The sequence below is a fragment of the [Rhizobium] kunmingense genome, from assembly GCF_977018605.1.
In genome coordinates this window covers 2,317,692-2,339,875 of sequence record NZ_CDRNXG010000001.1, presented here as the reverse complement: position 1 = coordinate 2,339,875, position 22,184 = coordinate 2,317,692, and the positions used below count along the sequence as shown (strand labels likewise).

The window sequence follows — 22,184 nt, the reverse complement described above, 5'->3', positions numbered from 1 at the left end:
CACCAGTCCCCGGTCAATGAAACGGCCGGACCTCGACGGGCGCACGGCAGGCAATCACCGCCTTGCGCCCCCATTCCACAGCGTCGGCCTCGCCTGCCACATCGAGCACCCAGAACCCGCCGACATGCTCGTCGGTCTTCAGATACGGTCCTTCGGCGACGCGAACCTGCCCCGCTCCGTCCCGCGTCAAGGACTTGGCCCCGCTGACATGCTTCAACCCGCCGACGAAAACCCGCACCCCGGCTGCGACCATCGCGTCGTTGAGCATGTCGATATCCCGATGCATCGCCGCGTCCTCCTCGGCAAACGGGTCGTAATCGTCACGGTGATGAATGGCGATCAGATACTGCATGATGATCATCCTCCCTATTGATGACGTAAATATCCATGTCGTCGAATGCCCCTCAACGCGCCGATCAAACGGCTGCCCTGTTACCGCAAGGACGTTTCGCCCCACCTGCCGCCCGACACCCGAACCACATCCCCGGCAACAAAACCCGCCGCCGATGCGTTTGCCCCCGTTCTCCACGCTCCAACGGGATTGCGACCGTGACCCTCATCACGACAGAAGAACGCAGCCATCGGCGACGTGCCTTCATTGCCGACACGGTAGCGCTCGTCGTCTTCTTCACCGCGACCGGCATCATCAACGAGCGCTTCGTCGCTGGCATGGCCTGGGAGGAAGTCCTGAACGCCCGCCTTCTCGGCGCGCTGCTGATGCTGCCGGTCGCCCGCCCCTACGGCCTCTGGCGGGACTGGATCATGCGCCGCGCCGCAGAGGGCCGCGTCTCGCAACTCTTCTGGGACAGTGTCGCGCTGATGACTTTTCAGGTGCCGATCTATGCGGCGATTATCGCAGTCAGTGGCGCATCCGGCGCCGGCCTCGTGAAAGGCATCATCGGCGCCGCCGTGATGATGCTTGTCCTCGGCCGCCCCTATGGCGCATTCCTCAATTTCGTCAGGCGCCTTTTCGGCCTGCCGCCCGGCGGCGCCAAACCCATGTCTCTGAAGGGCTGAGCAGAGGATGCGACGTTAAGCACCATGACCGAAGCCGGAACTGCCTGTGGGAAACCCTGGCTGCCCGGATGACAGCGGCAGACCGGCACAGTATCGCAAATCCGTCCGGCCGGAGGCGGAATCGCCGCGCGATTTCGCAATCGGTCGCAGTAACGGAAACACCCCACCCTTCGATCCTTCATCGACAACCGTCCGCAACGGTCGCAGGGTGCGGCCGAGTGATTTGGGGGCTTATGATGAGCGAGACTGGTGGTTATTTCCCTCGCTGGAAATTGAAGACGGAGGGCCAGGTCCTTCCCGATGAGCGGCTGCCGACAGGCCAGACCGCCGTGCTCGGCCTGCAGCATGTCGTGGCGATGTTCGGCGCAACCGTTCTCGCCCCGATCCTGATGGGCTTCGATCCCAACGTCTCGATCCTGTTTTCCGGCATTTCGACGCTGATCTTCTTCATCGCGGTCGGCGGCCGGGTGCCGAGCTATCTCGGCTCCTCCTTCGCCTTCATCGGCCCGGTCCTCGTCGCAACCGCCGCCACCGCCGGCGCGCCGAACCCGAATATCGCGCTCGCACTCGGTGGCATCATTGCCGCCGGCGCGCTCTACACGCTGATCGGCTTCATCGTCATGGCCGTCGGCCATCGCTGGATCGAGCGGCTGATGCCGCCGGTGCTGACCGGCGCGATCGTCGCCGCCATCGGTCTCGTGCTGGCCCCGATCGCCATTTCCAGCGCCTCCGGCATCAATCCGGCCAGCCCGGAGGGTGACCAGTTCTCCCGCTGGATCGCCATGCTCACCTTCGTCGCGGTCGGCGTTGTCGCCGTCTATGCACCGGGCATGACCCGCCGCCTGCCTATCCTCATCGGCGGCGCGCTCGCCTATGTCGCCTACATGATCTTCGCCAACGGCTTTGCCTTCGGCCCTGCGATCGATTTTTCCGGTGTTGCCGCAGCCTCTTGGTTCGGCTGGCCGAAATTCACCGCGCCGGTCTTCTCCTTCTCGGCGATCACCCTGATTGCCCCGGTCGTCGTCATCCTGGTTGCCGAAAACCTCGGGCATATCAAGGCGATCGGCGCCATGACGGGCCGCAATCTCGATCCCTATCTCGGCCGCGCCTTCGTCGGTGACGGTGTAGCGACGATGGTCTCCGGCGCCTTCGGCGGCACCGGCATGACCACCTACGCGGAGAACATGGGCGTCATGGCCGTCACCCGCATCTTTTCGACGCTGGTCTTCCTCGTTGCGGCCTTCATCGCCATCCTGCTCGGCTTTTCGCCGAAATTCGGCGCCCTGATCCAGACCATTCCCGGCCCTGTCCTCGGCGGCCTTTCGATCGTCGTCTTCGGCCTGATCGCCGCCACCGCCGGCCGCATCTGGGTGGAAAACAGGGTCGACTTCTCCGAGCCGCGCAACCTCATCACCGTCGGCGTGGCGCTGGTCCTCGGCGCCGGCAACTTCAAGCTCGAAGTGGCAGGCTTCACCCTCGATGGTATCGGCACGGCAACGATCGGTGCGATCCTCTTCTACCACGCGCTCGGCTTCGCACGCCGACGCTGAAAACCCGGCACAATCTGCATCCGAACGGGCCGGCCTTCCGGCCCGTTTCTTTTGGTACCTGCGAAACATCCTTGACTTTTCCCGGCAAATCCACCACATGCACGCCATGCTTTCACCTTCCGGCCGCCGCGTGAGCTGGCCCTGCGACGAAAATGTTCGCGAAGAAGGAACAAGGCGCACAGATAGATCGCCCTGACACTCAGGGTTTAAGCGCTGGGAAGCAATTTCCAACTCACAAGTTCCCAAATCACGCGGGGTTCTTGACGCCACAAGCAGCCGACATGGCATGGTGCCATACCGGCGCATATGCTTTTGGCGCCCCGAAAGGTATTCGCTTTGACGAATTTTGAATCTCTTGGTGTCTCCAAGCAGATCGTCGCCACGCTGACCGCGCTTGGCATTGAAACGCCGACGCCTATCCAGGCGCAGGCCATCCCGCTTCTCCTCGAAGGCCGCGACCTGATTGGCCTTGCCCAGACCGGCACCGGCAAGACCGCCGCTTTCGGCCTCCCCCTGATCGAGCGTCTGCTCACAGAGAACATCCGCCCCGACAACCGTACGACCCGGTCGCTGATCCTCGCGCCGACGCGCGAACTGGTGAACCAGATCGCCGCCAGCCTGAAGACCTTCGCCAAGGGCCGTCCGCTCAAGATCAACCTCGTCGTCGGCGGCGTATCGATCAACAAGCAGCAGCAGCAGCTGGAAAAGGGCACCGACATTCTCGTTGCGACGCCCGGCCGCCTGCTTGACCTCGTCGCCCGCCGCGCCATTGGCCTGACGACGGTTCGTTTCCTCGTTCTCGACGAAGCCGACCAGATGCTTGACCTCGGCTTCGTCCACGACCTGCGCAAGATTTCCAAAATGGTGCCGAAGAAGCGCCAGACGATGCTGTTCTCGGCCACCATGCCGAAGGCAATCGCCGATCTCGCGGCGGACTTCCTCACCGATCCGACGAAGGTCGAAGTGACGCCTCCGGGCAAGGCTGCCGATAAGGTCGAGCAGTATGTCCACTTCGTTGCCGGCAAGGGCGACAAGACCGAGCTTCTGCGCAAGTCGCTGCTCGAAAATCCGGACGGCCGTTCGATCGTCTTCATGCGCACCAAGCACACTGCCGAAAAGCTGATGAAGCATTTCGACAATATCGGCTTCTCGGTCGCCTCGATCCACGGCAACAAGAGCCAGGGCCAGCGCGAGCGTGCCTTGAAGGGCTTCCGTGACGGCGAGATCAAGACGCTGATCGCAACCGACGTCGCCGCCCGCGGCATCGACATCCCGGCCGTCAGCCACGTCTACAACTACGACCTGCCGGAAGTGCCGGACGCCTATGTTCACCGCATCGGCCGCACCGCGCGCGCTGGCCGCGACGGCATCGCCATCGCGTTTTGCGCACCGGACGAAACGATGTTGCTGCGCGACATCGAAAAGCTGATGAACATCGAGATCAAGACCGCTTCGGGCGAGCGCCCGGAAGCCATGAACCGCCCGGTTCGCGGCAACGGCAACAGCAACAACCGCGGCGGCAACAAGGCCCGTGGCGGCAATGGCGCCGGTCGTGGCAACGGCGGCGGCAATGCCGAAGCCGGCAAGCCCAAGCGTCGTGAACGCCCTGCCCGCAAGCCCTTCTTCGCAGAAGGCGCAGAAGGCGGCGCGGCAGCCCCCGCCGGCGAGCAGCAGAACCGTGGCGAACGTCGCGGCGGCAACAACAACCGCCCGCAGCGCGACAACCGCCGTAACGAAGAGTTCCGCGGCCAGCGTCGCAACGAGGAAGCTCCGCGTTCGGAAGGCGACAACGATCTCGCCACCACCTCGGATTTCCGCCCGAACCGCGGCGAACAGCCCAAGCGCAACGGCGAAAACCGCAACGGCGGCCAGAACCGTGGCCAGCAGCAGCGTCAGGGCAAGCCGGCCAACGGCAACCGCGAGCATGCAGCCCACGGCGCCCATGAAGCCGGCAAGCAGCGCCAGAACCATCAGGCAGGTGCCGCCGAAGGCACCCAGCCGCCCAAGTCCGGCGCCCAGAACCGCCACGCTCCGCAGAAGACGGCCCAGGGCGAAGCCCGCGGCCCCGTCCGCTTCGGCAATGCCGGCGGCAGCGGCGACGAACAGCGCGGCGGCGGCCTGCAGGGCCGCAAGCGCCGTCCGGCGTAAGCGCAAGGAATAGATCGAACAGAGACGGCCGGGTTCACACCCGGCCGTTTTGCTTTTGAGCGGCTCGATTGCAGCAGCTCACTTGACGGCGTATGATTTCAACTGCCCCGGAGGCTCATGCACACGCTGAAACAAAAGGCGACAGACGCTTCCGTCAAGCCGGCCGCAACCACGCAGGAGCGACTTGAGGCCTGTTCGCAAGGCCGGCTCTCGCACCGCGACGTTATTCGCCGGCTGGGCCCGCGGGATCTGGCAGATCTCCTCGCCGCCTTTAGCGATGCAGACCTCACCATGCCGCTGGCGCCAGAAAAGGAACTCGACGATAAAGCGGCAACCTTCGTCGAACTCTGGCGACATGGATGAAGCGCACTTCGTTTACCCCGCAGCCTTCCGATTGACCATCCACACCCCGACCACCACGATCGCCGTCCCGAAAACCATCGGCCATGTCAGCGCCTCGCCGAACAGGATCACCGCCTCGACCGCCACCATCGGCGGCATCAGGTAGATGAGCGATGCGGCGCGCGAGACCTGTCCGCGGTTGATCAGATAGAGCAGCAGAAGCACCGCCCCCATCGAAATGCCGATCACCGACCACGCCATGGCGGCGACCGCCTGCATCGTCCAGTCGAACCGCATCTCCTCGCTCATGATGGCGATCGGCAAGGTCACGACAAAGGCGCCGACGAACTGCAGCGTCGCCGTCGTCCAGATATCACCGTTCTGCAGATGGCGTTTCTGGTAGAGCGTGCCGTAGGTGACCGAACTCATCGCCACGAGATTGATGAGGATCGGAATGCCGAGCCCCGTCAGGCCGGCCGAAAGGCTGGCGACGAGCTGCGGCGAGATCGCAATCAGAATGCCGGCAAAGCCGAGGCCAAGCCCTGCCCTCTGGCGCATGGACAATCGCTCGGCGAGAAAGAAAGGGGCGGCCATTGCCGTCAGAAGCGGCTGCAATCCGGCGATGATGCCGGAAAGGCCGGACGGCACGCCTTGCCCGATCGCATACCAGACACCGGCGAGATAAAGCCCGTGCAGGAAGATGCCGGAAAAGACAGCCCGCCCGACCTGCGCGACGCTGTCCGGCCAGCGCGCCTTGATCAGCAGGCAGATGCCAAAGAAGGCACACGCAGCAAGAGCATGGCGTGCCGCCAGGAAGGTGATCGGGTCGGCATGCATGGCGGCGTATTTCGCCACGATCCAGCCGGTCGACCATAAAAAGGCGAAGATCGCCGGAGCAAAACGGTCGAGCATGGCGCAGATCCGAAAAAGGGTCCCGCCCGATTAGCGGCGGACCTGCCTTTCGTCAAAGCAGAAAAACTGACGCCATGCTTCAGGCGCGCTGATCATACTGTGGGCACTTGGCGTTTTTAAATGCAAGGCATTGATTTGTCGAACGTAAGCCCAATCTAATCAACCCTGCCAAGTCTGGCGGCGGCAGGCCGCAAGGCCTGCTTTGCAAAAGCCAGCACCGGTTTCGATTTTATCTTCGGCAATTGCGCATGGTTCTTGCATTGCCGTCTGCGTTGTATTCTTATGGCCAAAAAAAGGGGAACGCTTCTTTGGCATTTGATGAAATGTTAACTGCGGAGAACCTTCCGCGCCCACCATACCAGAACTACCACGAGTGGTATGCGGCACAGGACACCGCGCACCTGATACGCAAGACCCAGGATGCGGAAAACATTTTTCGCAAGACCGGCATCACCTTCGCCGTTTACGGCCATGCCGACAGCTCTGAAAAGCTCATCCCCTTCGATATCGTCCCGCGCATCATCTCCGCCCGCGAATGGCGCAAGCTCGCGCAGGGCATCGAGCAGCGGGTCCTGGCGCTCAATGCATTCCTCGATGACATCTACCATAAGCAGGAGATCATCAAGGCCGGCCGCATTCCGCGCGAGCTGATCGAGAACAACGTCGCCTTCCTGCCCGAGATGATCGGCTTCAAGCCGCCGGGCGGCGTCTACACCCATATTGTCGGCACCGATATCGTGCGCACCGGCGAGGACCAGTTCTACGTTCTGGAAGACAATGCCCGCACGCCCTCCGGCGTCTCCTACATGCTGGAGAACCGCGAGACGATGATGCAGATGTTCCCCGAACTCTTCACCCTCAACAAGGTGCAGCGGGTCGAGGACTATCCGCGCCTTCTGCGCCAGTCGCTTGCCGCGGTCGCGCCTCGCGGCTGCAAGGGCAAGCCGCGCGTCGCGGTGCTCACACCCGGCATCTACAATTCCGCCTATTACGAACACTCCTTCCTCGCCGACCAGATGGGTGTCGAACTGGTCGAAGGCTCTGATCTGCGCGTCCTCGACGGCAAGGTGCAGATGCGCACCACCCGCGGCTATGAGGCGATCGACGTGCTCTACCGCCGTGTCGACGACGATTTTCTTGATCCGCTGACTTTCCGACCCGATTCGGCGCTCGGCATTCCCGGCATCATGGATGTCTACCGCGCCGGCAACGTCACCATCGCCAACGCGCCGGGCACCGGCATCTGCGACGACAAGGCGATCTATTCCTACATGCCGGAAATCGTCGAGTTCTACACCGGCCGCAAGGCGCTTCTGGAAAACGTGCCTACCTGGCGCTGTTCGGAGCCGTCGAGCCTCAAATACGTGCTGGAACACATCGAGGAACTCGTCATCAAGGAAGTCCACGGTTCCGGCGGCTACGGCATGCTGGTCGGCCCCACGGCGACGAAGAAGGAACGCGTGGACTTCGCCGAAAAGCTGGCCGCCCGCCCGTCCAACTACATCGCACAGCCGACATTGGCGCTCTCAACCGTGCCGATCTTCGTCAACAAGGGCATCGCTCCGCGGCACGTCGATCTGCGGCCCTATGTGCTCGTCTCCGACAAGGTGAAGATCATCCCGGGTGGCCTTACCCGCGTGGCGATCAAGCAGGGTTCGCTGGTGGTCAATTCCAGCCAGGGCGGCGGCACCAAGGACACCTGGGTACTGGAAGATTGAGGGCGTAAGCATATGCTGGGAAGAACTGCAAACGGCCTCTACTGGATGTTCCGTTATATCGAGCGCGCCGAAAACATCGCCCGTCTGGTCGATGCAGGCCTGCGCGTCTCACTCACCCGCGCCGGCTCCTCCGACGAGGACTGGCACGGCGTACTGGAAAGTGCCGGCGTGCGCGAGGCCTATTCCGAAGTCCACCCGAAGCTGACCGCATCGGACGCGATCGACTACCTCCTGCGCGACCGCACCAACCTGTCGAGCGTGATGTCCTGCATCGAGGCGGCGCGCAACAATGCCCGTATGGTCAGAACCGCGCTCACCCGCGAAACCTGGGAAGCCACCAACGAGGCCTGGCTCGACCTGAAGGCACGGCTGGCGCGCAAGCTGCGCCCCGCCGACATGCCGGAACTGATCGACGGCATCAAGCACCGTTGCGGCCTCATCCGCGGCGCTTTCCACGGCTCGATGCTGCGAAACGAGATCTACAATTTCGCCCGCATCGGCACGTTCATCGAACGTGCCGACAACACCAGCCGCATTCTAGACGTCAAGTATTACGTACTCCTGCCCTCCGTCAGCCAGGTCGGCTCGGCGCTCGACAACATGCAGTGGGAATCGATCCTGCGTTCCGTCTCCGCGCACCGCTCCTACGGCTGGGTCTATGACGGTGATTACCAGTCGGCCAATATCGCCGATTTCCTGATCCTGCAGGTGCAGATGCCGCGGTCGCTCGCCTATTGCTACGAGAAGATCACCAGCAACCTTTCCTATCTGGCTGACGATTACGACGGCGAACGGCTGAAGGCGCATGAGACGGCCGATGCGATAAGAGCGATGCTGAAACGCGGCTCGATCACCGACATCATGGATACCGGCCTGCACGAGTTCCTCGAGGATTTCGTCTCACGCAACAGCCAGCTGAGCGCCGAGATTTCCGACGGCTACCGTTTTTACCAGTAGAGCAGTTCCAGCAAAAGTGCGTAGCGGTTTTGCGTCCGCAACTGCGTCAAATCAGAATGATGGATCGATTTTGCGTTTCGAAGAAAATCCAAACTGCTCTACGCGACCGCTTTTAAGGACCAGAGAATGCGCCTGAAGATCTCGCACACGACCGAATATACCTATGACGAACCCGTCCCCTATTCGCTGCAGCGCCTGCGCCTGACGCCGCAGACCGGCCCGACCCAGACCGTTCTGAACTGGTCCGTCACGGTCGACGGGGCCAGGATCGAGACCGGCTATGCCGATCAGTACGGCAACCGCACCGAACTCGTCTCCGTCGAGGGGGCCGAGCACACGATCCGCATCGTCGCCTCGGGCGAGGTCGAGACGCTCGACAAGGCCGGCGTCTTCGGCCCGCATCAGGGCTTTTGCCCGCTCTGGCTGTTTCTGCGCGAAACCGCCCTCACCAGGCCGGGCAAATTGATCCGCGAGCTGGCGAAAAGCGTCAAGGGCGATAGCGAACTGTCGCAGATGCATGCGCTGATGGAGGCGATCCACGAGACGGTCGCCTATACGCCCGGCTCGACCACCACCGAGACGACGGCGGAAGAAGCGCTCGCGGCAAAAACCGGCGTCTGCCAGGATCACGCCCATCTCTTCATCTCCGTCGCAAGGCTCACAGGCCTGCCGGCCCGCTACGTCTCCGGCTACCTTCTGATGGAAGACACGACCGACCAGGTGGCGACCCATGCCTGGGCGGAAGCGCATGTCCCCGGCCTCGGCTGGGTCGGCTTCGATGCGGCCAACAACGTCTGCCCCGACGACCGCTATGTCCGTATCGCATCCGGCCTCTGCTACCGCGACTGCGCCCCGGTGTCCGGAATGCGCATCGGCCTTGCCGACGAGAACCTCAAGGTGACGTTGACGGTGGCGGGTGCAGGCCAGACGCAGAACCAGGAACAAAGCCAGACGCAGTCGTAAAGGCGAACAGCAAGCCGGACTGCTTGCGCGCGCCTGTTCAAATTGTCGCGTCGATCACCCGCACATGCCCGTCCGCGCCATACTCAAGAATGGTGCGGTCGGCGGGCAACTGCAGGATGCCGAAGTGGCGTGCGGTGGCCGCGAGCCACCGATATGCCGGATCATTGTGAAAAGCCCGGCAGTTGGACGCTCGCGACCGAAATCACCGGCTTCCACTGCGCCCATTGTCTACCCGGCCGATTGAGGCTGAGAGCGCCCCATGCGCAAACCGGCACCGACAGTGCCAGCCGCTGACGCCGCACCACCAATGCGATCTCCCAGCACGGAATGACGGATACGAACGGCGCATCCACGGCAGCCGCCGGATCAAGCTGGTCGATCGTACGCCGCCCCAGCCGCCGATCATATTCGACGGCCCATAGCACGGCGTGAGTATCGGCGAGGATCACTTCAGCGCGTCCCAGCCCATGGGATCGATCGCCGGCTCGAACGGATCGTCCTATCGCAGAATCGATCCATTCATGATGCCGACAATGCTCTCGAGCACCGGTTTTTCGCGCTCCACCGGCGTCAGCGCGGCTACAGGCTTGCCGCGTCTGGTGATGGTGATCGTCTGGCCGTCAGCGTTCATCCTGTCGATCAGCCTCAGGCCGTTCGCCTTGAATTCTGGGGCGGCAACAGTCTTAGGCGTCATGTCCATGTCTCCTGTGCAGACCACCACCAATGTGGTCCCTCCTGCGAGACCGCACCAACTCACCCTACCCAACGCAAGCCCGGCGCCATCCCCGCCTGATAGCAGCAACCCATCGCAAACGGAGTTGTCGATGCTCTTCGGGCAATCGGTCTTTCAATCGGTCCTGACCCGGTTGAAGGAAGAGGAAAAGGACGAGGCGGAGGAAACGCCGGGTTCGGCTGCGGATTTTCGCATCCGGGGCCTCGGTGCCGGCTTCGTCGCGCCGCCTGCGGATCCCCCCGTATCGATGACGGACGCCAATGTCGACGCGTATTTTGCCTACCTGCCGGAAGAGCCGCACACCTTGCCCGGCGAGACGGACGAGGCCGGGCAATCCGCACCGGCAGGCGACCAGACGCCGGAAGCACCGCCGCCGATACCGCCCCATCTCACACGTCTGAGCGAAGCGGAGATTGCACAGGAACTGGCGATTTCGGACAAGGATACGGAAGCCGTCCTGGCCGAAAAGCGCCGCCGCTTCGCCAAGCGGAATCATCCCGACGGCGTTGCCCCGCAGTTCCGGGAAAACGCCACGATCCGGATGACCATCGCCAACCTGATGATCGACCAGGCAATCCGCGACCTGTTCTGGCGGTAAGCCTCCGGCAAAGTCAGAGGCGCAAGCGGCGCCGAATTGCCGCCGGCAGCGCAAGCCCGCCCCATCACCAGAAAGCTGATATCTCGACCTTACTCGTCGCGCGGCTCGGAAGGCTTGTCGCCTGAGGTTTTCTGCCTGTCGAAGAACAGCTTGTAGGTGGCATACACACCGACGGCCCCGACGATCGCGGCCCATGTCGGCGAACCGATGATCAGCTCGGTCACCACCCAGGCGAAACAGACGCCCGGCACGAGCAGCCTGCGCCAGAGCGCGTTATAGAACGGGTGGTTCGGGTCGATCATTCTTGTCCTCCGCATCGGCATGTCCATGCCTGCCGCCCATATCCGGCTTCGGTTGCAAAATTGCAAGGCCGGCCGCCCTCCCGCCATCGACCGCGCCCTCACGTTTCCGACAGAAATCAGTCCGAAACGAGCCGAACGGCAGACAATCACAGGGCAAAGCCCAGCCCCGGCGATACAAGGCGTGCCCGATACGGCCGGTCGAAGATTTTTCCGTGGCAGACCGCCGTATTGGCATTGAAGCCTCCCCCGAGCTAGGGTAAGAACCTCCCATCGGACTTGAGGCGATGTGAATCGCCTGACACGGTTAGCACCCGTAGCTCAGCTGGATAGAGTGTTGGATTCCGATTCCAAAGGTCACAGGTTCGAATCCTGTCGGGTGCGCCATATTTTTCAATGCAGATCGGCGAGATTGTCGCCAATCATGAAGCGAAAGCTGTAGCCGGCATCTGCCGCGCGCTCATCGACGCGGTCACCGCCTGCGGCCATCCGCGCCAGGACAACACGACCGTCATGGTCGCCCGCGCCATGCCCGCCGGCACCCTTGACCCCGACGACGTTCCGACGAGACCTGTCCGCAACCCACGCTGATCCCGCCCATGTCCGGACACGATCATCTGGAACCTCATCCCGCCTCCGCTCGTTTTGTCAGCAACCACAGAATGATCGGAGGTAGATATGGAAAACGACAGAACCGCGCAGGAAACGGTCGAACGCGGCAGCGGTGAAAGCTATCGCCGCCAGAAACTTTCCGAACGCACTCCACCCGCCGGCCCGCATGCCAAAGACAACCTGACCGACTACGACAAGACACCCGGAACCGGCTCGCTGCCCGACAGGCATGCCAAGGATACGGATGCCGGCACCGGCTGAGACCGCCCTTTTCGACAGAGCGCGAGGCCTGCTTCTCACTCGCCCGCTGACACCTTCCCCCCGCAGACGGGGAGAAGGACATGTGTCGCAAAGCCCCGCCATCCTGTAAAGCCCAGCATCCCGCAACACCCCTACCCCCCGCGACGCAATGTCCCTTGCTCCCATTCGCCGCAGCCTCTAACACCACCTCCAGACCCGGAGGCGTATCATGGCAGGCGAAACCATCACCCTTTACGAAGCGATCGGCGGCGAGGCCACGATCCGCGAACTGGTCAAACGCTTCTACCATCTGATGGACACGCTGCCCGAGGCCGCCCGCTGCCGCGCCATCCACCCGGCAGATCTTCGCGGCAGCGAGGACAAGCTCTACGACTACCTGACCGGCTATCTCGGCGGCCCGCCGATCTATGTCGAGAAATACGGCCATCCGCGCCTGCGCTCGCGCCACTTCGGCGCCGAAATCGGCCCGGCCGAGCGAGATGAGTGGTTGCTCTGTTTCCGCCGGGCGATGGACGAGACGATCGCCAACGAAAAGCTGCGCGACATCATCTGGCCACCGATCGAACGCCTCGGCTTCCACATGCAGAACAAGGAATAGTCAGTTGGAAAGCATAGCCAAAACGAGACCGTTGATTCTGTTTGTCAGCGGCCTGGCCGGTCTGGCCGGCGTCGTGCTGGCCGCGGCCGCCAGCCATGGCGGCGACGCGCACCTGCTCGGTTCGGCCTCGACCATGTGCCTCGCCCACGCCCCGGTCCTTCTGGCGCTCTACCTCGCCCACCACGTCATCCGCACGGCAACGCTTGCCGGCCTGACACTGGCGCTCGGCACCCTCGTTTTCGCCGGAGACCTCGTCTCCCGCCATTTTCTCGGGACGCGCCTCTTCCCCTTCGCCGCCCCTCTCGGCGGCACGCTGATGATGCTCGGCTGGCTGCTGGTGGCAGCGGGCGCATTTTTCCGGGTTCGGGGAAGTTAGTGTCGAAGTGGCTGGGCTGCCGTCTGCCGTCTAGCGCCGAAACGGCAGAACCTTGCCTGCCTCCCAGGAAGGCACGGTCGTGGCACTGACGCTGGCATGCGAGGGAAATTTCACGACATTGTCGCCGAATTCATCGGCCCGCGCCCGCAAGGCGAGGATTTCGTAAAGTTCCGGCACCAGTCCCTCGCCATTCGTCTCGGCAAGCTTATGCAGGCCAATCAGCAGGCTGGCGTCAGGACGCTCGTCTCTCATCATTCCGTTCCTTCATCGTCTGCAGCGCGCGTTCGAGGCTCGATTTCGAGCCGTTGCGCAGCGGGACGAAGGTGACGCCGAACTTCTTGCAGCCGGTCTTCACCCTCAGACACGCATCGTGGCTGATACAGTCGATGGGGCAGAATACGCAGTCGACGGAGGGAAGCACGGTATCGATGCGCGAAACGGCTTCGCGCAGCCCGCCGTCGTGATGGATCAGTTCGGCACCGAAATTGGTGGCAATGGCGCGCAGGTGCGCCACCTGGCAGTCACGGCCGCCCACATAGAGGAAGCTGCGCACGTCGACTGCGTCGCGATCGACTTTCGTCTGCTCGTTGACCGCCGCATTGCTCGCGCCGCCATTCTTCCGCTTCTGCTTCTTTGCCATCACGCCTCGCTGATCGAGTCTCATCTCGGGAACCTTCAGTGAGCGGCACCTTAGATAAGTTGACTCTCAGAGTAAAGATTAAACGTGAGGATTATACTCATATTTATCAGCGGCGCTCCGAGGCGAATGGAAGCAGGCCATTCGCCTCGTTTGAAAGCGGAATTCGCGATGTGGAATTCGGAATGTGGAAGCTCAGCCGATCGGCCGAATGGAAGTCATGCGGATCCCGACAATGCCCTCCTTGTCGTCGCCGACTATCTCGCCGTAGCCGATCGTCTGGCCGTTGACCTGGATTTCGACGGGGTCACCGAAATGCGCGTCGAGCCTGAAATGCGAGCCTTCCTTGGCAGCCATCAGCTGCGCCACGGAAACCTTGGTCTTGCCGATCACGGCCTGGATCTCGACGGGAATGTCGCTGACGCGGCCGCGCGGCGCATCCTTGCCGCCCTGCCCCGCAACATCCTCTTCCGGAAATTCGGGAAGAAAGAAAGCCGGGCGGCTGGCGGGAGCTTCGTCGCTCATGATCGTCACCTTTTGAAATGAATTTGAATGTGTCGGTAACCCGAAAATAAACCGAGGGCGGCTCGGTTTCCGCTCGGGGCGACCGTCATCGTTAACAAATTCTGAACATCCACAGCGAGGTCGCGCAGAACGCGAAAAACTGCCGCGAAATCGGTCAACCGCGTCGCTTGGGGCCGTGCATCCGCGCCTTGATCACCGGCGGTGCCAGCTCGCGCATCCGTTTCAGCGTCGCCAGAGGAGCAGCGATTCGCGCCAACGCCTCGATGAAGAACGAATCTTCCGGCTGAGAAAACGCCACCACCATCTCCGCCTTCATCACATTGCGCCGTGCACAGGTGAAGAAGATCTCCTTGTCGCCGAGACACAGGTAGAAATGCTCGGGCAGAAATTCGATGGCGCTGGATTCGATCACCGCGCCGTTTTCATGCAGACCGACGATACGCACCTGCAGGCTCGAAAACGATTTCACCCCGCCGCCATTCGGATACACCGCCCGCGCCACCAGATTGGCCTTGCGCAGATTGATGTCCGGGTTGTCGTTGGCGCTGTAGAACTGTGACAGGAAATGCCGAGGCTTCCGGTTCTGAAACATGAGGTGGCCGAAATATGGTTAAAACAATCTTAACACCGTATCGAACCGGACGGCGGCGGACAATTGCGAGATCTAGCCTTCCTGTGGATTTCTCCCGACGTCCCCTCACCCGCCAAGCGCGGCAGTGTGCCGCGCAGAAATTTTACCGTTTGATAAAATTTTAACCCGTGGTATTTTTCCCTCAATAGTTGTCCATGACCATAAGAAGAGGGAACTCGGATGGAACGACTGGGAAGCGGGATCGGGGCCGGACGCCTCGCATCCGACGAATACGCAGGAAATTTTGCCGACCTTCACCCGCGCCTCGACAACCATGAGGCGCTGGTAGCCGCAGACCGCTGTTACTTCTGTCATGACGCGCCGTGTATGACGGCCTGTCCCACCGCCATCGATATCCCGATGTTCATCCGGCAGATATCGACTGGCAACCCGCTCGGATCGGCGAAAACCATCTTCGACCAGAACATTCTGGGCGGCATGTGCGCCCGCGTCTGTCCCACCGAAACGCTGTGCGAGGACGCCTGCGTCCGCAACACGGCGGAGGAGCGCCCGGTCGAGATCGGCCGGCTGCAACGCTACGCCACCGACATTGCCATGCAGAGCGGCCGGCAGTTCTATGAACGCAGGCCCCCGACCGGCAAGACGATCGCCGTCGTCGGCGCCGGCCCCGCCGGCCTTGCCGCCGCCCACCGGTTGGCCGTCAACGGCCACGACGTAACCATCCTTGAAGCCCGCGAAAAACCCGGCGGCCTCAATGAATACGGTATCGCCACCTACAAGGCGGTCGATGACTTCGCTGCCCGCGAGGTCGACTACGTCACCGCCATCGGCGGCATCACCATCGAGACCGGCAGGGCGCTCGGCCGCGACTTTTCACTCTCCGATCTCACCGGCCGCTATGACGCCGTCTTCCTCGGCATGGGGCTGTCAGGCGTCAACGGCCTCGGCATCGAGGGCGAAACCCTGACCGGCGTCGAGGATGCGGTCGCCTTCATCGCCAACCTCAGGCAGGCGAGCGACAAGGCGAATATCCCGATCGGCCGCCGCGTCGTCGTCATCGGCGGCGGCATGACCGCCATCGACGCCGCCATCCAGGCAAAGCTCTTGGGCGCGGAAGAGGTGACGATCTGTTATCGCCGTGGGCGCGACAGCATGAACGCCTCCCGTTTCGAGCAGGACCTTGCGGCCTCCAGGGGCGTCATCATCCGCCACTGGCTCGCCCCCAAGTCGATCATCGGCAAGGAGGGGCCCGGCGGCCCTCAGGTCGCCGGCATTGAGGTGGAATATACTGCAATGGAAAACGGCAGGCTCACCGGCACCGGCGAGTTTGGCCTCATTGCGGCAGATCAGGTGTTCAAGGCGATCGGCCAGACCTTCGAAGCCTCCGGCCTCGGAGCGCTCAAGCTCGAAAACGGCCGCATCGCCGTCGATGACAAAGGCCGCACCTCGATCGACAACGTCTGGGCCGGCGGCGACTGCGTGCCGTCAGGCGAAGACCTCACCGTCCAGGCCGTCGCGCACGGTCGCGACGCTGCCGAAAGCATCAACCGCATGCTGGCCGTCGGCGCCAAACCGGCCACGGCCGTGGCTTGAAGGGGGAGAAAGACAATGGCTGATATCCGCAACACATTCGTCGGCATAAAATCCCCCAACCCCTTCTGGCTCGCCTCCGCACCGCCGACAGACAAGGCCTATAATGTCGAGCGCGCGTTCAAGGCCGGCTGGGGCGGCGTCGTCTGGAAGACGCTCGGCGAACAGGGCCCACCGGTTGTCAACGTCAACGGCCCGCGCTACGGCGCGATCTGGGGCGCCGACCGCCGCCTGCTGGGCCTCAACAATATAGAACTGATCACCGACCGCGACCTCTACACCAACCTCACCGAAATGAAGCAGGTGAAACGCAACTGGCCAGACCGCGCCGTCGTCGCCTCGATCATGGTCCCCTGCGAGGAAGAGGCCTGGAAAGCCATCCTGCCGCTGGTGGAAGAGACCGAAGTCGACGGCATCGAGCTGAATTTCGGCTGTCCGCACGGCATGTCGGAGCGCGGCATGGGCTCGGCCGTTGGCCAGGTGCCGGAATATATCGAAATGGTCGTCCGTTGGTGCAAGCAATACACGCGCATGCCGGTCATCACCAAGCTGACGCCCAATATCACCGACATCCGCCACCCCGCCCGCGCCGCAAGGCGCGGCGGCACCGATGCCGTGTCGCTGATCAACACCATCTCCTCCATCGTCTCGGTCGATCTCGACACGTTCAGCCCGCAGCCCTCGATCAACGGCAAGGGCTCGCATGGCGGCTATTGCGGCCCGGCGGTCAAGCCGATCGCGCTCAACATGGTGGCCGAGATCGCCCGCGACCGGGAAACCCAGGGCCTGCCGATCTCCGGCATCGGCGGCGTTACCACCTGGCGCGATGCCGCCGAATTCCTCGCACTGGGGGCCGGCAACGTGCAGGTCTGCACCGCCGCCATGACCTACGGCTTCAAGATCGTCGAGGAAATGATCACCGGCCTTTCCGACTGGATGGATGCCAAAGGCCACCGCACGCTCGACGACATCACCGGCCGGGCAGTATCGAACGTCACCGACTGGCAGTACCTGAACCTCAACTATATCGCCAAGGCGCATATCGATCAGGACGCCTGCATCAAATGCGGCCGCTGCCACATCGCCTGCGAGGACACATCCCATCAGGCGATCACCGCCTTTGTCGATGGCAGAAGGCATTTCGAGGTCAAGGAGGAGGATTGCGTCGGCTGCAATCTCTGCGTCAACGTCTGTCCGGTGGAGAACTGCATCACCATGGAGGCACTCCCGGTCGGCGCCCTCGACAAGCGCACCGGCCGCCCGGTCGATCCGAACTACGCCAACTGGACCACCCACCCGAACAACCCGATGGCACGGCAGGCGGCGGAGTAACGGAGGGGTGAAGGCCCTTACGACAAGGGCGCGGCACCCGCCCTTCTCCCCGCCCGGCGGGGAGAAGGTGCCGGCAGGCGGATGAGGGGCAAAAGCTGCAAACTCAACGTCTGAGGCTGCCCCTCATCCCCTCGCTAACGCTCCGGACCTTCTCTCCGCCAAGCGGGGAGAAGCCGCAAGCCGCACCATGCTTCGCTACAGTTCTCCCCACACCCAGCGACCAACCGTCGCATGCACGCTGAAGCCGCAGCCACACCACCACCGCACCCGTGACAATGTGTCCGGCATGTGGCATGGGAGACGGCATGAAGGCGATGCGGCAAATCCTTTCCGACAGGATGCTGGCGACCGTGTTGGCGGTGGTCTTCGCCTACCTGTTGGCGTTTCAGGGGTTTGCCGGCAGCATGGCCCGCGCCTCCATGGCGATCGCAGCCGAAGACCCGTTCCACATCATCTGCGGCACATCCGGCGTCTCTGAGGCTTCCGGGGCTTCCGCCCCGGTCTCTCCCGAAAACCCGCTGAAGAAAAGCGCTGACTGCCCCTGCGTCACGCTCTGCCGCCTGGCCTCTTCAACGCTTGCAGCCGTCATCGCCCCGACAGCATTCTTCCATGCTGCCCAAACGGCCGCATCCATCGGCATCCTGTTTCCGGCGACATCGGCCCCGACACCGGAACGTAGCACCCTTCGACCCGATGCCCGAGGGCCACCCGCCGCCTGATCCCGCACGACAGCGCCTTCATGGCAGGAAACCCACGACGCCCTCGTCGGCATCCGGGGTCAGCGGAAGAAGCAAAGATCGCCAACGGATTTCGATCGCGCCGCCGCCACCGTCCTGCACAGCGAATTCATCCCCCGACCGGAGGAAACCATGATCACGAAAAAGCTCGGCCTTTACGCCGCAATCGCCGCCACGCTCGCCTTCACGACAGCGCAGGCCCATGAATTCAAGCTCGGCCAGCTTGAAATCGGCCACCCCTATTCGCGCGCCATGCTGCCTGTCGCCAAGGTCGGCGGCGGCTATATGAAGATCACCAACACCGGCGATTCCGACCGCCTCGTCAGCGTCACTTCCGAGCGGGCCGCGAGCGTGGAAGTACACGAAATGAAGATGAACGGCGCGGTGATGGAAATGCGCGAGCTGACCGGCGGCCTTTCCATTCCGGCAAGGGCGGTCACCGATCTGAAGCCCGGCAGCTACCACCTGATGTTCATCGATGTCGAAAAGCCCTTCAAGGAGGGTGAAATGGTGAAGGCCACGCTCGTCTTCGAAAAGGCCGGCTCCGTCGATGTGGAATTCGCCGTCGGCCCCGTCGCCGGCCAGAAGGCACATGACGCCCACGCGGGGCACGGCCAGTGATGACCAAGAACCCTTTCATGCTGGTCGCCACCATCGTCTCTGCGGCCTTCTGCGCCGTACTCGTCGGCATTCTGGCCTTCACTTTCAAGGACGAGCCGCGCAACGGCGTCTTCAACACGGCGTTCTCCCTGATCAACGATCAGGGAGAGGCGGTCGACCAGTCGATCTTCCGGGGCAATCCGTCGCTCGTCTATTTCGGCTATACCCATTGTCCGGAAGTCTGCCCGACGACCCTTTACGAGGTCGCCGGCTATCTCGACGCCTTGGGAGAGGATGGCGCGCCGATCAAGAGCTACCTCTTCACCATCGATCCCGAGCGCGACACGCCGGAGATCATGAAGGGCTATGTCACCGCCTTCTCCGACCGCATCACTGGCGTCACCGGCACGCCCGAGGAGATCATGCGGGTCGTCGCCGGCTGGCGGGCGTTTGCCGAAAAGGTCCCGAACCCGAGCGGCGGCTACTCGATGAGCCACACGATGGATCTCTTCATGATCGGCGCCGACGGCCGCCTCAAGGGTCTCATCCCCTATGGCGAAGATCCCGAAACGGCGATCGAAAAGATCCGCAGCAGGCTCCTGTAAAGCCTGCTGCGCGAAGGATGGCGCCATTGAAATGGTCACCGCCGCCCAAGAATAGTTTGCAACCAAACAATGCTGCATTGCAGCATAAATTCCGCACCTTTCGCCCGATAGTAGCGAAGCCTCGGGCAACAAAAGAATTTTAGCGCGGCCTGTTGTGAGCTTTTGCTCAGCTGTGCAAATATTGATCGGCAAACATCGACGACAAGGCCCTGCCGACAAGTAAAGACACCATTTTAACCAGCAATTAGCTTAGCCATGGCAATAACTTAGTGCGGCATCCTGACGCGCCTGTTCAAGACGCGCCACGAGCCAGGTGTTGGGAAACTAGGTGGTGTACACTATGGCATTTCGAGATATGGCCATTTCGAAGAAACTCGGTCTTGTGACCGCAGTGATGGGCCTTTCTTCAATAATCATCGCAGGGATCGCGGCAAGCGGCCTCTATGGACTGCAACAGGCCATGACCTCGGTCGGTGCCCGCGAGGAAGTCGCCCGCGAGGCGATGGACCTGCGCGTCGACATCATCGCCATCAGCCGCATGACCTACCAGCTGGCCGCGGAGCCGCAGCGCGCGCAGGATTTCCGCGCCGAAACCGACAAGCGCTCGTCTGAAATGCTCGCCCGCCTGCCGAAAATCGAATCCACCGCCGATGCGACCGAAACGGAACAGCTGAAGGCGGTCCGTGGCGCACTCGACAGCTATTTCGGTTCAATCCGCGCCATGGTCGATGTCGCCGCGAGAAACCCGGCAGACACAGCCGCGATTTCCGCAGCGCTGAAGACAGCGCTTGCCGGCCAGAAGACGGTCACCGATACGGTCAAGGTCTACAGCACCTATTCCGGCACCGAGCTGGCCTCCGCCCGCGCCGAAGCCGTCGCCTCATCGACCACCGCCATGCTGATCTCGGCGATCTCGGCGGCCGTCTTCATCATCATCGGCGCCGGTATCGGCCTGACGGTCGCCCGCCGCGGCATCGTCCGCCCGATCCGCGACCTGACCGAAGCGATGAACCGTCTCGCCGATGGCGAAGTCAACGACCTCGGCATAGACACGAAGCGCCGCGACGAGATCGGCGAAATGGCCCGCGCGGTCGAGGTCTTCCGCACCAATGCGCTCGCCATGGATGAATTGAAGGCGCAGGAAGAGGCCCTCCACCGCAGCAGCAGCGACCTGCAGTCGAGCATCTCGACCGTCGTCGCCTCGGCCGTCGCCGGCGATTTCTCCGGCCGGATCGCGAAGGACTACGACAACGAAGACCTCAACCGCTTCGCCGCCGGCGTCAACGAACTGGTCGCAAGCGTCGACGACGCCGTCTCGGAGGTCCGCCGCGTCATCGCAGCGCTGGCCGATGCCGATCTGACGGAAAGCATGAACGGCCAGTTCCAGGGCGCCTTCGCCGAGCTGCAGGCCAACGTCAACACGACGATGGTGCGCCTGCGCGGCACGATGAACAATGTCCGCGGCGCCGCAGCGACGATCAACAACAACTCGGCCGAACTCTCGTCGGCCGCGAACGACCTCTCCAAGCGCACCGAACAGCAGGCAGCAGCGCTGGAAGAAACGGCCGCCGCCCTCGACGAGATCACCGCCACCGTCCGCGCCGCCTCCTCGCGCGCCTCGGAAGCCCGCGACATGGTGCACGCGACCAAGGAAAGTGCTGCCAAGTCGGGCGATATCGTTCGCTCCGCCGTCAACGCCATGGGCCGCATCGAAGGCTCATCGGCCAAGATCAACCAGATCATCGGCGTCATCGACGAGATCGCCTTCCAGACGAACCTTCTGGCGCTGAATGCCGGCGTCGAGGCGGCCCGTGCCGGTGAAGCCGGCCGCGGCTTCGCCGTCGTCGCCCAGGAAGTCCGCGAGCTGGCGCAGCGTTCGGCCAATGCCGCCAAGGAGATCAAGACGCTGATCAGCGCGTCCGCCTCGGAAGTCTCGGGCGGCGTCACGCTCGTGCGCTCCACCGGCGAGGCGCTGGTCGAAATCGAAGGCCTCGTCAACCGGGTCAACGAGCATGTTGAATCGATCGCCACAGCCGCCCGCGAACAGGCGACCGCGCTGGCTGAGATCAACTCCTCGGTCAACCACATGGACCAGATGACCCAGAAGAACGCCGCCATGGTGGAAGAAACCACGGCCGCCAGCGAAACGCTCGCCGAGGAAAGCCGCCAGCTGCAGTCGATCCTGCAGAACTTCAAGCTCGACGACGGATCGGATCTCGGCTCAATGGCCCGCCGCCTGCGCCACGCCGCCTGATCGGATCGCGCTGCATGACGTCGAAGGCCCGGATGCGATGCGTCCGGGCTTTTCCTTTTGGAACGCAAGCTCCCGAAGGCACTCTGCATGCGATGGGGCAATCGCCCATAGACCTGAGAGCCATCGGCTTGCCCCTTCTCCCCGCCCGCGGGGAGAAGGTCCGGAGCGAAGCGAGGGGATAAGGGGCAGCGTCGAACTCGGCGTCTGTGTCAGCCCCTCATCCGCCTG

At 62.9% G+C, this 22,184-nt stretch carries 27 protein-coding genes and 1 tRNA gene; 19 read left to right on the top strand and 9 right to left on the bottom strand.

All coding sequences use genetic code 11. The features are described 5' to 3' along the window. Positions 1-13 precede the first annotated feature (13 nt). The gene (locus AC0JZ4_RS11155) at positions 14-352 is read right to left on the bottom strand and encodes a YciI family protein (protein ID WP_471886445.1); all 339 of its coding nucleotides are present in this window, start codon (positions 350-352) and stop codon (positions 14-16) included. Positions 353-549: 197 nt separating this feature from the next. Between AC0JZ4_RS11155 and alaE the strand changes: the two genes are divergently transcribed. The 4 genes from alaE (at position 550) to AC0JZ4_RS11135 (ending at position 5,078) form a co-directional block, all read left to right on the top strand. Next, entirely contained in the window at positions 550-1,017 is a 468-nt protein-coding gene (alaE, locus tag AC0JZ4_RS11150) for an L-alanine exporter AlaE (RefSeq protein ID WP_471886444.1), read from the top strand. A gap of 236 nt (positions 1,018-1,253) precedes the next feature. Then, the gene (locus tag AC0JZ4_RS11145; protein ID WP_471886443.1) at positions 1,254-2,567 is read left to right on the top strand and encodes a solute carrier family 23 protein; all 1,314 of its coding nucleotides are present in this window, start codon (positions 1,254-1,256) and stop codon (positions 2,565-2,567) included. A gap of 336 nt (positions 2,568-2,903) precedes the next feature. Beyond that, positions 2,904-4,715: a DEAD/DEAH box helicase gene (locus AC0JZ4_RS11140; RefSeq protein ID WP_471886442.1), complete on the top strand. Its 1,812-nt coding sequence runs from the start codon at positions 2,904-2,906 to the stop codon at positions 4,713-4,715. A gap of 117 nt (positions 4,716-4,832) precedes the next feature. Then, complete coding sequence (locus AC0JZ4_RS11135; RefSeq protein ID WP_471886441.1) at positions 4,833-5,078, top strand: hypothetical protein; 246 nt, start codon at positions 4,833-4,835, stop codon at positions 5,076-5,078. Positions 5,079-5,090: 12 nt separating this feature from the next. Here AC0JZ4_RS11135 and AC0JZ4_RS11130 read toward each other — a convergent pair whose 3' ends face one another. Next, positions 5,091-5,969, bottom strand: a complete 879-nt coding sequence (locus AC0JZ4_RS11130; RefSeq protein WP_471886440.1) for a DMT family transporter — start codon at positions 5,967-5,969, stop codon at positions 5,091-5,093. A 308-nt stretch (positions 5,970-6,277) separates the two neighbouring features. Here AC0JZ4_RS11130 and AC0JZ4_RS11125 point away from each other — a divergent pair, with 308 nt between their 5' ends. From AC0JZ4_RS11125 to AC0JZ4_RS11115, 3 genes are all read left to right on the top strand, one after another. Beyond that, on the top strand, positions 6,278-7,687 hold the full coding sequence (locus AC0JZ4_RS11125; protein ID WP_471886439.1) for a circularly permuted type 2 ATP-grasp protein: 1,410 nt from the start codon (positions 6,278-6,280) through the stop codon (positions 7,685-7,687). A 12-nt stretch (positions 7,688-7,699) separates the two neighbouring features. Further along, positions 7,700-8,644, top strand: a complete 945-nt coding sequence (locus AC0JZ4_RS11120) for an alpha-E domain-containing protein (protein WP_471886438.1) — start codon at positions 7,700-7,702, stop codon at positions 8,642-8,644. 126 nt (positions 8,645-8,770) lie between these two features. Then, positions 8,771-9,607 (top strand): transglutaminase family protein, encoded by an 837-nt coding sequence (locus tag AC0JZ4_RS11115; RefSeq protein WP_471886437.1) that lies wholly within the window; start codon positions 8,771-8,773, stop codon positions 9,605-9,607. Positions 9,608-9,768: 161 nt separating this feature from the next. Here the strand turns inward: AC0JZ4_RS11115 and AC0JZ4_RS11110 are convergent, their stop codons facing one another. Both AC0JZ4_RS11110 and AC0JZ4_RS11105 read right to left on the bottom strand, forming a co-directional pair. Further along, positions 9,769-10,056 (bottom strand): PIN domain-containing protein, encoded by a 288-nt coding sequence (locus AC0JZ4_RS11110; protein ID WP_471886436.1) that lies wholly within the window; start codon positions 10,054-10,056, stop codon positions 9,769-9,771. 50 nt (positions 10,057-10,106) lie between these two features. Beyond that, positions 10,107-10,301, bottom strand: coding sequence for a type II toxin-antitoxin system Phd/YefM family antitoxin (locus AC0JZ4_RS11105; protein WP_471886435.1), 195 nt, complete (start codon positions 10,299-10,301; stop codon positions 10,107-10,109). A gap of 130 nt (positions 10,302-10,431) precedes the next feature. Here AC0JZ4_RS11105 and AC0JZ4_RS11100 point away from each other — a divergent pair, with 130 nt between their 5' ends. After that, entirely contained in the window at positions 10,432-10,938 is a 507-nt protein-coding gene (locus AC0JZ4_RS11100; RefSeq protein ID WP_471886434.1) for a hypothetical protein, read from the top strand. A gap of 89 nt (positions 10,939-11,027) precedes the next feature. Here the strand turns inward: AC0JZ4_RS11100 and AC0JZ4_RS11095 are convergent, their stop codons facing one another. Beyond that, a complete protein-coding gene (locus tag AC0JZ4_RS11095; RefSeq protein WP_471886433.1) occupies positions 11,028-11,240 on the bottom strand; it encodes a DUF3329 domain-containing protein in 213 nt (70 codons plus the stop codon). A gap of 307 nt (positions 11,241-11,547) precedes the next feature. Between AC0JZ4_RS11095 and AC0JZ4_RS11090 the strand changes: the two genes are divergently transcribed. The 5 genes from AC0JZ4_RS11090 (at position 11,548) to AC0JZ4_RS11070 (ending at position 13,084) form a co-directional block, all read left to right on the top strand. Beyond that, positions 11,548-11,624, top strand: a tRNA-Arg gene (locus AC0JZ4_RS11090). Positions 11,625-11,633: 9 nt separating this feature from the next. Then, positions 11,634-11,828: a hypothetical protein gene (locus tag AC0JZ4_RS11085; protein ID WP_471886432.1), complete on the top strand. Its 195-nt coding sequence runs from the start codon at positions 11,634-11,636 to the stop codon at positions 11,826-11,828. An 87-nt stretch (positions 11,829-11,915) separates the two neighbouring features. Continuing rightward, a complete protein-coding gene (locus AC0JZ4_RS11080) occupies positions 11,916-12,110 on the top strand; it encodes a hypothetical protein (RefSeq protein ID WP_471886431.1) in 195 nt (64 codons plus the stop codon). Between the two features lie 208 nt (positions 12,111-12,318). Further along, on the top strand, positions 12,319-12,708 hold the full coding sequence (locus tag AC0JZ4_RS11075) for a group II truncated hemoglobin (protein WP_471886430.1): 390 nt from the start codon (positions 12,319-12,321) through the stop codon (positions 12,706-12,708). 31 nt (positions 12,709-12,739) lie between these two features. After that, positions 12,740-13,084 (top strand): DUF423 domain-containing protein, encoded by a 345-nt coding sequence (locus tag AC0JZ4_RS11070; RefSeq protein ID WP_471886429.1) that lies wholly within the window; start codon positions 12,740-12,742, stop codon positions 13,082-13,084. 30 nt (positions 13,085-13,114) lie between these two features. Here AC0JZ4_RS11070 and AC0JZ4_RS11065 read toward each other — a convergent pair whose 3' ends face one another. From AC0JZ4_RS11065 to AC0JZ4_RS11050, 4 genes are all read right to left on the bottom strand, one after another. Beyond that, the gene (locus AC0JZ4_RS11065; protein ID WP_471886428.1) at positions 13,115-13,336 is read right to left on the bottom strand and encodes a hypothetical protein; all 222 of its coding nucleotides are present in this window, start codon (positions 13,334-13,336) and stop codon (positions 13,115-13,117) included. After that, entirely contained in the window at positions 13,317-13,724 is a 408-nt protein-coding gene (locus tag AC0JZ4_RS11060) for a DUF2325 domain-containing protein (protein ID WP_471886427.1), read from the bottom strand. The genes AC0JZ4_RS11065 and AC0JZ4_RS11060 overlap by 20 nt, the downstream gene beginning before the upstream one ends. Before the next feature lie 192 nt (positions 13,725-13,916). Next, on the bottom strand, positions 13,917-14,246 hold the full coding sequence (locus AC0JZ4_RS11055) for a FliM/FliN family flagellar motor switch protein (protein WP_471886426.1): 330 nt from the start codon (positions 14,244-14,246) through the stop codon (positions 13,917-13,919). Between the two features lie 154 nt (positions 14,247-14,400). Then, positions 14,401-14,838 (bottom strand): hypothetical protein, encoded by a 438-nt coding sequence (locus AC0JZ4_RS11050; RefSeq protein ID WP_471886425.1) that lies wholly within the window; start codon positions 14,836-14,838, stop codon positions 14,401-14,403. 219 nt (positions 14,839-15,057) lie between these two features. Between AC0JZ4_RS11050 and AC0JZ4_RS11045 the strand changes: the two genes are divergently transcribed. From AC0JZ4_RS11045 to AC0JZ4_RS11020, 6 genes are all read left to right on the top strand, one after another. Further along, the gene (locus tag AC0JZ4_RS11045; RefSeq protein WP_471886424.1) at positions 15,058-16,431 is read left to right on the top strand and encodes an NAD(P)-dependent oxidoreductase; all 1,374 of its coding nucleotides are present in this window, start codon (positions 15,058-15,060) and stop codon (positions 16,429-16,431) included. 15 nt (positions 16,432-16,446) lie between these two features. Then, positions 16,447-17,760: an NAD-dependent dihydropyrimidine dehydrogenase subunit PreA gene (preA, locus tag AC0JZ4_RS11040; protein ID WP_471886423.1), complete on the top strand. Its 1,314-nt coding sequence runs from the start codon at positions 16,447-16,449 to the stop codon at positions 17,758-17,760. A gap of 293 nt (positions 17,761-18,053) precedes the next feature. Beyond that, a complete protein-coding gene (locus AC0JZ4_RS11035; RefSeq protein ID WP_471886422.1) occupies positions 18,054-18,479 on the top strand; it encodes a DUF2946 family protein in 426 nt (141 codons plus the stop codon). A gap of 150 nt (positions 18,480-18,629) precedes the next feature. Beyond that, complete coding sequence (locus AC0JZ4_RS11030; protein WP_471886421.1) at positions 18,630-19,118, top strand: copper chaperone PCu(A)C; 489 nt, start codon at positions 18,630-18,632, stop codon at positions 19,116-19,118. Beyond that, complete coding sequence (locus AC0JZ4_RS11025; RefSeq protein ID WP_471886420.1) at positions 19,118-19,702, top strand: SCO family protein; 585 nt, start codon at positions 19,118-19,120, stop codon at positions 19,700-19,702. Before AC0JZ4_RS11030 ends, AC0JZ4_RS11025 begins: the two co-directional genes overlap by 1 nt. 340 nt (positions 19,703-20,042) lie before the next feature. Beyond that, positions 20,043-21,956 carry a methyl-accepting chemotaxis protein gene (locus tag AC0JZ4_RS11020; protein WP_471886419.1) on the top strand — a complete coding sequence of 638 codons (1,914 nt, stop codon included), beginning with the start codon at positions 20,043-20,045 and terminating at the stop codon, positions 21,954-21,956. Positions 21,957-22,184: the final 228 nt, after the last annotated feature.

What these genes read in the sequence shown, in the direction of transcription:
- AC0JZ4_RS11155 (WP_471886445.1), bottom strand. Translation starts at nt 352, where the DNA reads ATGCAGTATCTGATCGCCATTCATCACCGTGACGATTACGACCCGTTT.
- AC0JZ4_RS11145 (WP_471886443.1), top strand. Translation starts at nt 1,254, where the DNA reads ATGAGCGAGACTGGTGGTTATTTCCCTCGCTGGAAATTGAAGACGGAG.
- AC0JZ4_RS11135 (WP_471886441.1), top strand. Translation starts at nt 4,833, where the DNA reads ATGCACACGCTGAAACAAAAGGCGACAGACGCTTCCGTCAAGCCGGCC.
- AC0JZ4_RS11130 (WP_471886440.1), bottom strand. Translation starts at nt 5,969, where the DNA reads ATGCTCGACCGTTTTGCTCCGGCGATCTTCGCCTTTTTATGGTCGACC.
- AC0JZ4_RS11120 (WP_471886438.1), top strand. Translation starts at nt 7,700, where the DNA reads ATGCTGGGAAGAACTGCAAACGGCCTCTACTGGATGTTCCGTTATATC.
- AC0JZ4_RS11115 (WP_471886437.1), top strand. Translation starts at nt 8,771, where the DNA reads ATGCGCCTGAAGATCTCGCACACGACCGAATATACCTATGACGAACCC.
- AC0JZ4_RS11105 (WP_471886435.1), bottom strand. Translation starts at nt 10,301, where the DNA reads ATGACGCCTAAGACTGTTGCCGCCCCAGAATTCAAGGCGAACGGCCTG.
- AC0JZ4_RS11100 (WP_471886434.1), top strand. Translation starts at nt 10,432, where the DNA reads ATGCTCTTCGGGCAATCGGTCTTTCAATCGGTCCTGACCCGGTTGAAG.
- AC0JZ4_RS11095 (WP_471886433.1), bottom strand. Translation starts at nt 11,240, where the DNA reads ATGATCGACCCGAACCACCCGTTCTATAACGCGCTCTGGCGCAGGCTG.
- AC0JZ4_RS11085 (WP_471886432.1), top strand. Translation starts at nt 11,634, where the DNA reads ATGCAGATCGGCGAGATTGTCGCCAATCATGAAGCGAAAGCTGTAGCC.
- AC0JZ4_RS11080 (WP_471886431.1), top strand. Translation starts at nt 11,916, where the DNA reads ATGGAAAACGACAGAACCGCGCAGGAAACGGTCGAACGCGGCAGCGGT.
- AC0JZ4_RS11075 (WP_471886430.1), top strand. Translation starts at nt 12,319, where the DNA reads ATGGCAGGCGAAACCATCACCCTTTACGAAGCGATCGGCGGCGAGGCC.
- AC0JZ4_RS11065 (WP_471886428.1), bottom strand. Translation starts at nt 13,336, where the DNA reads ATGAGAGACGAGCGTCCTGACGCCAGCCTGCTGATTGGCCTGCATAAG.
- AC0JZ4_RS11060 (WP_471886427.1), bottom strand. Translation starts at nt 13,724, where the DNA reads ATGGCAAAGAAGCAGAAGCGGAAGAATGGCGGCGCGAGCAATGCGGCG.
- AC0JZ4_RS11055 (WP_471886426.1), bottom strand. Translation starts at nt 14,246, where the DNA reads ATGAGCGACGAAGCTCCCGCCAGCCGCCCGGCTTTCTTTCTTCCCGAA.
- AC0JZ4_RS11050 (WP_471886425.1), bottom strand. Translation starts at nt 14,838, where the DNA reads ATGTTTCAGAACCGGAAGCCTCGGCATTTCCTGTCACAGTTCTACAGC.
- AC0JZ4_RS11045 (WP_471886424.1), top strand. Translation starts at nt 15,058, where the DNA reads ATGGAACGACTGGGAAGCGGGATCGGGGCCGGACGCCTCGCATCCGAC.
- preA (WP_471886423.1), top strand. Translation starts at nt 16,447, where the DNA reads ATGGCTGATATCCGCAACACATTCGTCGGCATAAAATCCCCCAACCCC.
- AC0JZ4_RS11035 (WP_471886422.1), top strand. Translation starts at nt 18,054, where the DNA reads ATGGGAGACGGCATGAAGGCGATGCGGCAAATCCTTTCCGACAGGATG.
- AC0JZ4_RS11030 (WP_471886421.1), top strand. Translation starts at nt 18,630, where the DNA reads ATGATCACGAAAAAGCTCGGCCTTTACGCCGCAATCGCCGCCACGCTC.
- AC0JZ4_RS11025 (WP_471886420.1), top strand. Translation starts at nt 19,118, where the DNA reads ATGACCAAGAACCCTTTCATGCTGGTCGCCACCATCGTCTCTGCGGCC.
- AC0JZ4_RS11020 (WP_471886419.1), top strand. Translation starts at nt 20,043, where the DNA reads ATGGCATTTCGAGATATGGCCATTTCGAAGAAACTCGGTCTTGTGACC.